The organism is Brevibacillus nigriterrae (assembly GCF_049846925.1).
In the GTDB taxonomy this organism is placed as follows: domain Bacteria; phylum Bacillota; class Bacilli; order Brevibacillales; family Brevibacillaceae; genus Brevibacillus_H.
Genome location: NZ_JBNCMT010000005.1, coordinates 59589 through 72758, shown reverse-complemented (window position 1 = coordinate 72758; position 13170 = coordinate 59589). Strand labels below are relative to the sequence as shown.

The 13170-nt window shown below is 41.5% G+C and carries 13 protein-coding genes; 11 read left to right on the top strand and 2 right to left on the bottom strand.

What is annotated here, in order from left to right; translation table 11 throughout:
* Nucleotides 1-8 precede the first annotated feature (8 nt).
* The 4 genes from fliD (at nucleotide 9) to ACPW7N_RS05300 (ending at nucleotide 3922) form a co-directional block, all read left to right on the top strand.
* Entirely contained in the window at nucleotides 9-1532 is a 1524-nt protein-coding gene (gene fliD / locus ACPW7N_RS05315) for a flagellar filament capping protein FliD (RefSeq protein WP_425649987.1), read from the top strand.
* A gap of 22 nt (nucleotides 1533-1554) precedes the next feature.
* The gene (gene fliS, locus ACPW7N_RS05310; protein ID WP_425649986.1) at nucleotides 1555-1929 is read left to right on the top strand and encodes a flagellar export chaperone FliS; all 375 of its coding nucleotides are present in this window, start codon (nucleotides 1555-1557) and stop codon (nucleotides 1927-1929) included.
* A gap of 66 nt (nucleotides 1930-1995) precedes the next feature.
* Complete coding sequence (locus ACPW7N_RS05305; RefSeq protein ID WP_425649985.1) at nucleotides 1996-2358, top strand: flagellar protein FliT; 363 nt, start codon at nucleotides 1996-1998, stop codon at nucleotides 2356-2358.
* Between the two features lie 130 nt (nucleotides 2359-2488).
* Nucleotides 2489-3922, top strand: a complete 1434-nt coding sequence (locus ACPW7N_RS05300; protein ID WP_425649984.1) for a flagellin N-terminal helical domain-containing protein — start codon at nucleotides 2489-2491, stop codon at nucleotides 3920-3922.
* Between the two features lie 71 nt (nucleotides 3923-3993).
* Here ACPW7N_RS05300 and ACPW7N_RS05295 read toward each other — a convergent pair whose 3' ends face one another.
* Nucleotides 3994-4188, bottom strand: a complete 195-nt coding sequence (locus ACPW7N_RS05295) for a polyribonucleotide nucleotidyltransferase (RefSeq protein ID WP_425649983.1) — start codon at nucleotides 4186-4188, stop codon at nucleotides 3994-3996.
* A gap of 418 nt (nucleotides 4189-4606) precedes the next feature.
* On the opposite strand from ACPW7N_RS05295, the gene ACPW7N_RS05290 reads away from it, so the two are divergent.
* The 5 genes from ACPW7N_RS05290 to ACPW7N_RS05270 all read left to right on the top strand — a co-directional run bounded on the left by ACPW7N_RS05290 (nucleotide 4607) and on the right by ACPW7N_RS05270 (nucleotide 8502).
* The gene (locus ACPW7N_RS05290; protein ID WP_425649982.1) at nucleotides 4607-5437 is read left to right on the top strand and encodes a motility protein A; all 831 of its coding nucleotides are present in this window, start codon (nucleotides 4607-4609) and stop codon (nucleotides 5435-5437) included.
* The gene (locus ACPW7N_RS05285; RefSeq protein ID WP_425649981.1) at nucleotides 5427-6188 is read left to right on the top strand and encodes an OmpA/MotB family protein; all 762 of its coding nucleotides are present in this window, start codon (nucleotides 5427-5429) and stop codon (nucleotides 6186-6188) included. Before ACPW7N_RS05290 ends, ACPW7N_RS05285 begins: the two co-directional genes overlap by 11 nt.
* A 448-nt stretch (nucleotides 6189-6636) precedes the next feature.
* Nucleotides 6637-7437: a basic amino acid ABC transporter substrate-binding protein gene (locus tag ACPW7N_RS05280; protein ID WP_425649979.1), complete on the top strand. Its 801-nt coding sequence runs from the start codon at nucleotides 6637-6639 to the stop codon at nucleotides 7435-7437.
* Between the two features lie 98 nt (nucleotides 7438-7535).
* Nucleotides 7536-8210, top strand: a complete 675-nt coding sequence (locus ACPW7N_RS05275; RefSeq protein ID WP_425649978.1) for an amino acid ABC transporter permease — start codon at nucleotides 7536-7538, stop codon at nucleotides 8208-8210.
* 94 nt (nucleotides 8211-8304) lie between these two features.
* Entirely contained in the window at nucleotides 8305-8502 is a 198-nt protein-coding gene (locus ACPW7N_RS05270) for a cold shock domain-containing protein (protein WP_425649977.1), read from the top strand.
* An 81-nt stretch (nucleotides 8503-8583) separates the two neighbouring features.
* On the opposite strand, the gene ACPW7N_RS05265 is transcribed toward ACPW7N_RS05270, so the two are convergent.
* Nucleotides 8584-9678: an HD-GYP domain-containing protein gene (locus ACPW7N_RS05265; RefSeq protein ID WP_425649976.1), complete on the bottom strand. Its 1095-nt coding sequence runs from the start codon at nucleotides 9676-9678 to the stop codon at nucleotides 8584-8586.
* A gap of 230 nt (nucleotides 9679-9908) precedes the next feature.
* On the opposite strand from ACPW7N_RS05265, the gene hpf reads away from it, so the two are divergent.
* Together hpf and secA are read left to right on the top strand one after the other, a co-directional pair.
* Nucleotides 9909-10457 (top strand): ribosome hibernation-promoting factor, HPF/YfiA family, encoded by a 549-nt coding sequence (gene hpf, locus ACPW7N_RS05260; protein WP_425649975.1) that lies wholly within the window; start codon nucleotides 9909-9911, stop codon nucleotides 10455-10457.
* 164 nt (nucleotides 10458-10621) lie between these two features.
* Entirely contained in the window at nucleotides 10622-13147 is a 2526-nt protein-coding gene (gene secA / locus ACPW7N_RS05255; protein WP_425649974.1) for a preprotein translocase subunit SecA, read from the top strand.
* Nucleotides 13148-13170: the final 23 nt, after the last annotated feature.

Genomic DNA, 13170 nt, shown 5'->3' with positions numbered 1-13170 from the left:
TGAGTGAAATGACAACCATCAATAGTATGCGCATATCTGGTTTGGCGTCTGGTATGGATACAGACACAATGGTAAAAGACTTAATGAAAGCCCAAAGAGCCCCATTGGATAAATTACTACGTAATAGACAGCAGGAAATGTGGAGACGCGACGCTTATCGGGAAATGAACCGTCAATTGCTCGACTTTCGTGATAATGTTCTCAGCTCAATGCGTCTTCAGGGGACATTTCTAAAAGAAAAGGCAGTTTCTGACATGGATTCAATTGTATCCGTTGTTAGTACGGGAAATGCCAATTTGTCTGATTACAATATAAAGGTTACAGGATTGGCGACACCTTCTAACCCCTCTACAGTAATATTCAATAATGCACTTGCTAATGAGAATACAGAGGTTGGTACTGCTTTTACGTTAAATATTCAAACAGGTACTGGAACGAAGACAGTTGATGTTTTGGCAACAGACACGATTAAATCGATGATAACGAAAATAAATGATGTCTCATCTGCTTCAGGGGCTACTGCTGCATATACGAATGGACAAATTACCTTTACTTCGACTGCAAAAGGGACATCCAGTTCGATTAAGGTATGGTCAACTGGAGCTAATAATCTTGGGATTGGTACAGATGGTACAATTCTTTCAACCCAAAACGGTACTGATGGTCAAAAACTAAAAGTAGATATTAACGGACAATCCTATGAATTTGACAGTAATACATTTTCTTTTGATAATATTACTTTTACAGCCAAACAAGTATCGGCAACAACGGTTAATGTAAAGGTGAAACCGGATGAGGACGCGGTTTTTGAGACAATAAAGAAATTTGTTGACAAGTATAACAGCTTGATTGAGACAGTGAATGGTAAATTGAGTGAGACGTATAATCGGAATTACCAGCCACTGCTGGATGAAGAGAAAAAGGATATGTCAGAAAAACAAATCGAGTTATGGGAAGAGAAAGCAAAAAGTGGGCTTATTAGAAGAGACACTATCTTGTCAGGCGTGATGTCTGGATTGCGATTGGATTCATACTCTGCAATTCAGGGGCCAGATGTTAATTCCAAATTAGATACACTTTCTGAAATTGGTATTACAACCGCCCAAGCAAGTGATAAAATGGCTTCTTTTAACTACAGAGAAAATGGGAAACTATACATTGATGAAACTAAATTAAGGGAAAAAATTCGAAGCAACCCAGAAGATGTCATGAAGATTTTCACTCATTCGTACGACAGTTCAGACGGTGGGTCTGAATTTGGTGAAACAGGTATTGCGAAACGTATGTATGATCGGTTAAACGATTCAATTGAAAAGTTAACTGATAAGGCAGGCTCCGCTTACGATTCTGATACCGCAGATTATTACTATTTTGGAAGAATGACTCGAAATATGAATAAGCAAATTGGACGTTTAGAGGATCGGCTTGAAGACATTGAAAGCCGCTATTATAGACAATTCGCTGCTATGGAAAGAGCGATTAATCAGGCTAATTCTCAATCCGCATGGCTTACTCAACAATTTGCTGGCTAACGTAAATTAGAGGTGATTTTGTGTGATAAATAATGCTGCGCAAACATATCAAAACAACCAGGTAAATACAGCGTCTCCTCAAGAGTTAATATTGATGTTGTACAGTGGTGCGATAAAATTCATTAAGCAAACGAGGACAGCAATTCAAGAGAAAAATTTTGACAAGGCTAGCCAATTTAATCTACGAGTACAGTCCATACTAAACGAATTAATTGTTACTTTAGATCATAATTATCCGATTGCAGAGCAATTTCTGAGTTTATATGAATATATGCTAAGACGAATGATTGAGGCAAATGTTAAAAAGGATATTGTTATTCTTGAGGAAGTCGAAGGATTGTTTGTCCAGTTTCGTGACACTTGGAAAGAGGCTATGTTGATAGCAAAAAATATGTAAAAGTCTTCACTAGTATCATAGACCTTTACTTTTTAATGAAGTAGTCATAATAAAGGTAGGTACACTATGAAAACAGTAATAGAAACATTACTGGAAGAACTACTGCTGATCACCAATTTATTAAAAGAGAAAGTAACGCAGGATGATACAGAGCCTGAAGATTGGTTAGAGATTCTTCAACAACGACAGGAAATTATGAACAAAATTCAAAGTTTACTCGATAAAGACAATCACCTAGAACCTACTCTTAGAAACCTATTCGGGGAAAAGATATTACAATTAGAATCAGAAATTAAACAATCAATGGATCACAAAAAACAAGTATTGGAAAAGAATATTCAGAAGCTAAACCAGACGAAAAACATGAATAGACAGTATGGATCTTCTGGATATACGGCGTATGGAGCCTTTTTTGACACAAAAAAATAGTTATTGTTAAAAAGCGACTAATTACTTCTGTAATTGGTCGTTTTTTGTTCTTTTCTTTCTTTTGAGTAACAGGACTAATTATTAACAAAATCGAATTAAATATCTATAGTGTTAATAAGAGGTGTCGAGTATGAGGATTAATCATAACATTTCCGCACTGAATACATACAACAGTATGAAAAATAATAATAAAGAAATTGCTAGTTCAACCAAAAAACTGTCATCAGGGCTAGCAATTAATCAGGCAGCTGATAATGCAGCAGGACTGGGAATCTCTGAAAAAATGAGGGCCCAGATTCGCGGACTGGAACAAGCGGAGAGAAATGTACAGGATGGGATTTCTTTATTACAAACGGCTGAGGGTGGATTAGCTCAAATCGAAAATCCATTGCTACAAAGAATGAGAGAATTAACAATACAGGCTGCAAATGGAACCTTAACCCCTGGTGACAGACAAGCAATTCAGAAAGAAATTGATCAAATCAAGAATAGTATTAACGACATAGCAAATAATACCGAATTTAATGAAATAAAGTTATTGGTGCCACCATCCATCGAGGGGAGCGGTGGCTCTTCAAGCGGGCAAAAAGCTGACATTATTTTCTTGATTGACGATTCGGGGACGATGCAAGAAGAGATAGATGAAGTGACAGCGGGTATTTCAAACTTTGTAAGCACTTTATCATCATACGGGGACGTGAGGGTAGGTACCGTAAGCACAGTACATCCCGGCCGAAATCTTCCACTTACGAATGACATCGCTGCGATCCAGAATCATCTATCCACTGTACACATGGCTACTCCTGGTGGATCAACTCCGTATCAACATATCATTGATTACGCTCCCAGCGGATCACAAGGATCAACACTTGGGTATGATCCCGGTTCAAAAAAGATATTTGTCGTCCTGACAGATACAAATAATGAGAGCGTCGGTGTAACGGAATCGAATGTAAAGGCTGCTTTAGATGCTGATAATATATATTCCTATGTATTTGGAATTGATTTACAAGGCTCATCCAATACCTTTTCCTATTCAAGTGCGTACGATGAATTTGCACAAAAGATTTTTATTCCGGCGACAGCATCAGACATTGCTTCTAATATTTCACCTGGGCTATCAGATGCCATTGTAAAGGATTCAGGTTTTGGTCAGGTAGAACTACCTATGCAACCACTTCATCTGCAGGTTGGACCGAATAGTGGAGATTTATTTACCGTTCAATTGTTTGATGCTAGGACAAAAAATCTCGGAATTGATGATATAGTTGTTGATCCAATAGATAAAGCGGAAGCGGCGATAGAAAAAGTGGATCAGGCTCTTGAAAAAGTCTCATCCGAGCGATCTAAATTCGGTGCGTATCAAAATGCGTTAGAACATATTTCTAATAATGTATTGAATTATAATAGTAATCTTACTGCTACTGAATCACAGATAAGAGATGCCGATATACCAAAAGAAACTGCAAAATTAGCAAGTAATAAAATAGTACTGGAATCGTCTCAGGCAATGCTTGCTCAAGCAAATCACATCACACAATCGATTCTTCAATTGTTAAAATAATATCGATAGAATATGGAAAAGGTACCTCGCAAGTAGTGTTACTACTTACGAGGTACCTTTTTTCAATGGAGCTACCCCCGCAAATCCACTATTTTCCCTAATGTTGGATGCGGTGCTGATTTGGCGGTTTCCTGAGCTTTTGAAAAATCGTTCAGCATAACTGTAGCTTGTGCAGCTCCAGTTGTCTGAGCCATATTCATCACACTAAGACTCACTGTTTGTCGCAAGGCAGCTAGTTGTTGGCCCATCATACTATTCAGTTCCATCTCTATCTCTCCTCTCTGCATGAAGTAGTCTTCTTTAATGATTATCGACAAAAAGTGCTATTTTCTTTTTAAAAACAAAAAATTTTATTATAATAAGAGATATTATAGAGGATTTCCTCAATTCTTGCAGAATATACAAATTATGACTCCGCCCCGCCTGCTACGTTTTCTTGCTTAACCGCTTGAAAACTTCTCCTTTCAGGGGTGGGGTCTCTTATTTTCTTCCCCCTATATTTTCTCCCTCCAATTCCCCTACTCCCCCTCTACTCTATCTCTGCTATAATAAAATCGACCAGTTTCGCCATGACACTGTATAAAATGACAATTTATTCCGATGAAATAAGGGAGTAGTTGAGAATGTGGCTGTTGGGTGGATTCCAATCGAGCCGTAAATACTAGAGGGTTTAGGTGGGTGACGATGTTGAACCGGTTGTTAATTTCTACGAAACGCCGATCGCTTGTGTTAATAGGGGCAATCATGCTGATTCTTGTGCATGTCGTCTATTTGAATGGCAACATCAAAGAATTGATTAATCCGACAGCGATTGAGCTTGTTGCACTGGCTGTGATCGTTTCCTTTGCGATCAAACGAAAACATATTCAAATCCGTCCATTATTGCGTTTGCTGATTCACGGGCGGGAAGGGAATTTGGAAGAGACGATCAAGCGTTTCTACTATTATGCTCTGGTTCAAAAGGAACAAGGCTATATGCTGCTCGAGAAAGAATTGCAGAAAGAACCGGACTCATTTGTTCGCCGTGGAAGTATTTTAGCGATTGAAGGGGTTCCCGAGGAGGAACTGCGGATCATTTTGGAAAATGAGCTGAAAGGGGAGCAATACCGTTATTTACAGACAGGCGGTATGTTTCGTCTGATCGGCTTGCTTGCGCCTGGAATGGGACTGGTGGGGACGCTGTTTGGGATGACAGGAGTACTGGAGAATATCTCTGACTTCGGTAAGACGGGGCACAGCCTGAGCGCTGCTGTAGTGGCCACTTTGTATGGTGCGCTGCTTGCCAACCTGTTTGCCCTGCCATGCTACTATCGTCTGATGGATATCCATGATCGGGAGATGTTTGAGAAGCGGCTCTATATCGAGGGAATGATCAGCTTGCAGCGTATGGAGACCCCTCGTGTGCTGTTTGAGAAATTGAATTCGTTCCTCCCAGGTGATCAGAAGCTCGTCCTGGTCAAGCAGCCGGGAAGTAACAGAGGAACGATTGAAAGGCAGGCCAGCCATGCAGGATGAGCGCCTTTACGACGAAAAAGAACTAGAGAAAAGCTGGCTCATAAGTTACAGTGATTTGTTTACTCTCCTGTTCGTCATCATTATCATCGTAGCGGCATCTTCTTCTTCCCAGATCCAGTCAAAAATTGAGCAATCCAAAAAAGCGGAGGAAGCAGAAAAACAATCCATTCAGGAAGCAGCCAAAAGCCGTGATATTCTGCAAATTCAAAAGCTTGAGCTGCAACGGGAAATTGCCCAGCTTGAAGGAAAACGCAAATCGTTGGTTGAGAACATTCGAGAAATGAAAGCGGACGAGAAAATTGCCGACCCGAATTGGGAGACGGCCAAAGCGCAGCTTGCGGTAGCCCTGCAAGAGATGAATGTACATTTCGAAGAGACCTCCGAAGGGTTAATGATTCGCTTTCCGGAAAAAGTGATGTACGCAAGTGGATCTGCGGATTTAAGTGACAAAGGAAAGCAAGCCGTAACAAACGTCGCCAAAGTCCTGCAGCGTTTTACCTATAAAGTACGGATTGAAGGCTATACAGACGATGTGCCGATTTCCAACAGCCAATTTCGCTCCAACTGGGAATTATCCTCAGCACGAGCCATTTCAGTTATGCGAGAGTTAGTTGATTCGAATGGTTTACCTGCTTCCCGATTCATGGTTGCCGGATGGGGTGAGTATCATCCGATTGTTGACAATGCGAATGCAGAGAATCGGGCGATGAACCGTCGAGTCGAAATGCTGATCCTTGCTGAACAGGAATAATAATCCATTCACAATACAGGCTTCCTCATCGAGGGAGTCTGTTTTTTTTATTTAGGAATACAATAAATATAAGTTTTAATCCGTGTTGATTAAACAATATTTTTCTTCAAAGAATCCGATGATTGCTTGAATTATCTGATTGTTGTATGATTAACAATAATGCATAAATAAACAAAATTACAAATAAATATAATTGTTCGATAAAATAATTTTGAATTTGCAGGATTTTCTGTAAAATTAGAGAATTCAAGAAGAGGTTTTGGTATACTTGTAGAGACATGGTTTTCCCCCATAGTTAATGTTGTGCACAACTCATTGTGGATAATGTGGATAAGTCTGTGGAAAGGCTAAATAAAGAACCTTTTCATGTGGACAGGTATGGGGAAAAACTGAAAAGCAGAAAAAATACGTAAAGAGAAGATGGAAAGAAAAGAAGGGGGCAATCTGTATGAAGATCGGAATTGGTAAGAAATGGCTTGCAACGCTTGCGTTGGCTGCAAGTGTAAGCCTACTTGCGGTTGGCTGTGGAGGCGGACAGCCACAGGCTGGTGGTGGCCAAACTGGCGGTGCGGCAGACAAGGTATATGTGATTGGTACTGACGCAGCATACCCTCCATTCGAGAAGATGGAAGCGGACAAAATCACTGGATTTAGTATTGATGTGATTCAGGCTGTTGCAGATGCCGCCGGATTTAAAATTGAAGTCAAAAATACTGGTTGGGACCCGCTGTTTGACGGAGTCGATAAAGGTACTGTTGATGCAGGAATCTCTTCTATTACAATTACTGAGAAACGCAAACAGTCATACGATTTCTCTGATCCGTATTTCGATGCAAACCAACTGATTCTTTTACCTGAAGATTCTACAGTTACAAAATTAGCAGAATTGAAAGGCAAAAAGATTGGTGTGCAAACAGCGACAACAGGTGAAGAAGTTGTGAAAAAGGCTTTCGGCGATACCTATGAAGGAATCAAAGGCTATGATGATACACCATCTGCAGTTGACGATTTCTTCAATGGCCGTGTTGATGCCGTGGTAGCAGACAATGGTGTAGTAGCTTACTTTGCAAACAAGATTGAAGGCAAGAAGTTCAAACTCGTCAAAGATGATTCATTTGAAGCAGAGCACTACGGAATTATGGTGAAAAAGGGGAACACGGATCTCTTGAACAAAATCAACCAAGGTCTCAAAACAATCAAAGAAAATGGCAAGCTCCAGGAAATTCACAAAAAATACTTTAACGAATAGGTAATCTGCAGAAGCGTAGAGGTGGGTGCGTCTCGTGGCGTACCCATTTTTTCTGCAAATTGTTTGGACATTAACTGGCTAGAAGGAGGGAAGGGCTCATGGATTGGAGCGTTATTTACGATTACAGAGAGCTGTTTATTAGAGGTATTTTCTATACAATTATTCTGACCAGTGTCGCAACCTTAATCGGGACCTTCCTGGGGCTGTTTATCGGATTAGGGAAGATGTCAGACAACAAAATTTTTAAGGTTCCAAGTGCTATCTTTGTTGAACTGTTTCGAGGAACACCTTTATATGTGCAGATTTTAATTATTCATTTTGCAGTCATTCCTTCTATCTGGAAGACCTTTTTCCCAAATGATGTTCCTCCTGAGGCTCTCTTCTCCGGCTTTGTAGCGTTATCACTAAACGCAGCAGCTTATATTGCAGAAATATTCCGTGCGGGTATTCAATCCATCGATCCCGGTCAGATGGAAGCTGCACGCAGTTTGGGGATGACCAGAAGTATGGCCATGCGTCTAATTATTGTCCCTCAGGCTTTTACAAGAATGCTTCCAGCACTTGGTAATGAATTTATTGCCTTGTTAAAAGATTCTTCCTTGGTAGCATCAATTGCTGCCACTGAATTAACCTATGCTGCAAGCAATGTCGCCAAAAATACATTCGAGCGTTACCCTGCCTATTTAACGGCTGCGGCATGCTATTTAATTATGACATTATTCTTGTCCAGAGTAGTGGTTAGAGGGTTGGAAAAGCGCTACACACCGCGCTAAGTTCGCAATTTGACTTCACCAGATTGCAAGTGATATATTCGAAAAGTGAGACATAACACTCATATTAGTTTTCAAACAGAAAGGAATGTTTTACATGCAAGGTAAAGTAAAATGGTTTAATGCAGAAAAAGGTTATGGTTTCCTCGAGCGTGAAGACGGTGGCGACGTATTTGTACACTTCTCCGCAATCAAATCTGAAGGTTTCAAAACACTTGAAGAAGGTCAAGCTGTTGAATTTGATATCGTTGAAGGCGATCGTGGTCCTCAAGCAGCTAACGTAACAAAGCTGTAAGCCTGAAAACGATTTCCCTAATAATGCCAACAACCCCCCTGAATCATCAGGGGGTTTTACTTTATCTAGCCTATGCATCGATTATCCGATCATCTTCTCTATGGAAACTCCACGATACTTCCTCAGATCAATGTACTGCTCGTTTTTACGCACAAGTGGTCTCATCGGCTCATCGGTATGAATCAACACCACTTCTACAATGTCTCCATTGCTAAGTATTGCACGGCGACCCACGTATAGGAGAGCGATGTAATTAATAAACCGAGTGACAATTTCAACATTAAGCTGTCCACGGCAAGTCGCTTTCCAAAGAATTTGGGCAGCCTCGTACGGTGACCTGCGTGTCTTGTATATACGGTCCGAACAGATAGCGTCAAAAGTGTCTGCTACGGCAACAATCTGTGCTTCAATGGGGATGAATACCCCAGAGCGTCCTTCCGGATAGCCAGACCCATCACGGCGTTCATGGTGCAACAAGGCAACCTGTGCCAATAAATCGTGGGTCCCTTCCATCTGTTGAAGCAGCTTAAAGCCGTAAGTTGTATGGAGTTTCATCAGATTGAATTCTTCCTCCGTAAGCTTTCCAGGTTTCATCAGTATCTCCTGGGGTATTAGCATTTTACCAACATCGTGGAGGAGCCCAGCCTGTCCCAACAAAATGATCTCATCACGAGTTCTTTTCATTAGCTTGGCGATCAGCGCACACAAGATTCCTACATTGATGGAATGGCGGTAAGTATAATCTTCTGACCCCTCTACAAGGTAAAGCGGATGAAAGATTCCGGTTTGCTTCAAAACTTGGTCAAGCAGGGGAAAGAAGGCATCTGTAAACTGTTCCAGCGGCGGAATATACACTTCTGTAATCTTTCCAAAAAGGGACTTGGTCCGCTCCATTGCCTCACTGTAGCGTTGAGATGCTTCTGGTGTGTGGGCTAACAGTTTTTTGATTTGTACATGAAATGGTTCGTCTAAGGATTCATTTCCAACGGGTCCGAGAACTTTGAGTTCCGTAATCACATCGAGACTAACCTCATCAATTCCGTGAGCTTGAAGTAAGAAAACATCAGAATGATTCAACAAGCTACCGCGGGATAGAAGCAATAAGCCATTGCGATTATAGACGTCATCAGCAAGTAATTTTCCTACTAAAGATAAGTCTACTTTTGAGTGAGGCATGCTTTGGACCTCCGTTGGTCGGTTAGTTTTAGGAAAAATGTATCTGAATAGGATTATTATAACAAAAATCAACATTCTTTTTTGTCAAATTGTGCATATTTTATTAAGATTTTTCGTGTTATTTTGTGAATTTGTAAAAAATGACTAAAAAAATAATTAAGGTAAATAGAAGGATTTTAACAATGTGTAAGGAATATATAATACATAGAAAGGTAAGGAGGTAAGGGCAAATGAACTTTAATATTCGTGGTGAAAATATCCCTGTTACTGAGGCCCTCCGAGATTATGTGGAGAAAAAAGTTGGTCGTTTGGACCGTTATTTCGACACAGAACAAAAAACTGATGTGAATGTAACGATGAGAGTCATTCGTGGTGAATCTACAATTGAGGTTACAATTCCGATGACTGGCGTAATCCTTCGCGCTGAAGAAACGCACACAGACATGTACGCAGCAATTGATTTGATTAGTGAAAAATTGGAACGCCAAATTCGTAAGCATAAAACAAAAGTGAATCGCAAATTACGACATGATGCTGATAATAAAGTGTTTTTCCGTGAGGCAGCTCCCGTAGCAACTCTGGATTATGAAGAAGATATTGATATTGATATCGTTCGTACCAAACGCTTTAATCTTAAACCGATGGACGCTGAGGAAGCAGTACTCCAAATGGATCTTTTGGGACATAACTTCTTCGTATTCCAAAACAGCTCTACCAATGAGGTAAACGTTGTGTATCGTCGGAATGATGGACGTTTCGGGTTGATTGAACCGAAATAATTGAAGTAACTTTCAAAAATCGACACAGGGAGTAGCTAATTGGCTACTCCCTTTACTTGTGTTTGTTCGTTCTCTTTTGCTACAATTAGTTTTTAGATGAATGAACTTTACTTTGAGATAGAGGCGGCTTTCCCGGGTAGGGGAACCGTGGAAGGGGTGTCCCTATGCTAGGGCTTGTGAAAAAACTGTTCGGTGATACAAGCGAACGTGAAGTCAAAAAGATGTTTAAACGAGTGGAGAAAATCAATGCTCTGGAAACCGAGGTCAAAGCGTTATCTGATGAGCAGTTGAAACAAAAAACGGCCGAGTTCAAACAACGCCTGCAAAACGGTGAAAAGCTCGATCATATTCTTAACGAAGCTTTCGCTGTAGTACGTGAAGCGTCTTGGCGTGTACTGGGCATGCGTCATTTTGATGTACAGTTAATTGGTGGTATGGTCCTGCAAGAGGGACGTATTGCCGAAATGAAGACAGGGGAAGGGAAAACCCTCGTTGCGACTCTGGCAACCTACCTAAACGCACTTCAGGGCAAGGGCGTCCACGTTGTAACAGTGAACGAGTACTTGGCAGAACGTGACTCGACGACGATGGGTAAGCTGTATAACTTCCTTGGCTTGACTGTTGGAATCAACAAAAACGGTTTAAGTGCCGAAGAAAAACGCGAAGCTTATCATTGCGATATTACTTATGGTACAAATAATGAATTTGGCTTCGATTACTTGCGTGACAACATGGTTCTGTACAAAGAGCAGATGGTACAGCGCCCACTGTTTTATGCAATTATTGACGAGGTTGACAGTATCTTGATCGACGAAGCACGTACGCCGTTGATTATTTCGGGTTCAGCCAATAAGTCCACTGAGCTGTATCATATTTGTGCTCATTTTGTGAAACGCCTCAAAGAAGAGGAAGATTTTACTATTGATGAGAAGTTAAAAATCGTCAGCCTTACCGATGAGGGTGTTGAGAAGGTTGAGAAAGCCTTCAACATCGACAATCTCTACGATACAAACCACATGATGCTGAACCATCACATTACATCTTCATTGAAGGCTCAAGTGCTTTTCAAACGAGATGTAGACTATGTAGTTCAAGAGGGCGAAGTTGTTATCGTAGACGAATTCACTGGTCGTCTCATGGTGGGTCGTCGTTACAGCGATGGATTGCATCAGGCGATTGAGGCGAAAGAAGGCCTCCGTGTTCAAAGTGAGAGCATGACGCTTGCGACCATTACGTTGCAAAACTACTTCCGTATGTACCAAAAGCTTGCTGGTATGACTGGTACAGCGAAAACGGAAGAAGAAGAGTTCAAAAACATCTATGGCTTGGATGTTGTAGTGATTCCGACCAATCGTCCAGTAATTCGTAAAGACAATCCGGACCTGATCTTCAAGACGGAAGCCGCCAAATACCGTGCAGTTGTAAATGAAATCGTAGAAAAGCACAAAGAAGGGCAACCTGTACTGGTTGGTACGATTTCCATTGAAAACTCTGAGCGTCTTTCGAAGATGTTGAAGCAAAAAGGAGTACCACATAACGTCCTCAATGCGAAACAACACGCTCGTGAGGCCGAGATTGTTGCTCGTGCTGGTCAATATGCTGCTGTAACTATTGCAACAAACATGGCAGGTCGTGGTACTGACATTCAACTGGGAGAGAGAGTTCCTGACGTAGGTGGACTTCACATCATCGGTACCGAGCGCCATGAGAGCCGTCGTATCGATAACCAGTTGCGTGGTCGTTCTGGTCGTCAAGGGGACCCGGGTTCTTCGCAATTCTTCTTGTCGTTGCAAGATGAGCTCATGCGTCGTTTTGGTGCGGAGAACATCATGAATATGATGGATCGTTTGGGCATGGAAGAAGACATGCCAATTGAGAGCCGTCTCGTTACTCGTGCGGTAGAATCTGCACAAAAACGAGTTGAGGGCTCCAACTTCGATGCTCGTAAAGTAGTTCTCCAATACGACGACGTGATGAATCAACAGCGTGAAGTTATCTACAAACAACGTCGTGATATTCTTGAAAAAGAAGACTTGCAGGATATTGCTATCAAGATGATCTACAGCGTCATCGAACGTACAGTGGAAGCCTATTGTCCAAAAGAGGAAGTTCCGGAAGAATGGGATTTGCAAGGACTGCTGGACTCTGCTAATAACATTTTCATAAATGATGAAGCTGTACAATTGAAAGATCTCAAAGGAAAAGAAGCCGAAGAGATTGCTGAGTTCCTGACCGCTGAAGTAGACCGTCAATACGCAAAACGTGAAGAAGAGATTGGCGAAATGATGCGTGAATTTGAGAAAGTGGTTGTTCTGCGTGCAGTGGACAGCAAGTGGATGGATCACATCGATGCGATGGAACAATTGCGTCAAGGTATTCATTTACGTGCTTATGCACAAAATGATCCTCTCCGTGAGTATCAATTCGAGGGGTATGAGATGTTCCAGGCGATGATTGCCAACATCGAGGAAGAAGTTGCGATGTACATCATGAAGGCTGAAGTTAGCCAGAATCTCGAGCGCCAGGAAGTAATCAAAGGCCAGGCAGCTCATCAAGAGCAACTGAAGACATCAGGGCCATCCGAGCGTCCAGTCAGCTCCACTTCGGGAGATGCTGACTCTGAGCCGTTGAACCGTGCGCAAAGACGTGCTGCGGAGCAAGAGAAACGCCGTCAGGATAAACGTCGTTAAAATAGGGATTTGAAAGCAAAGCA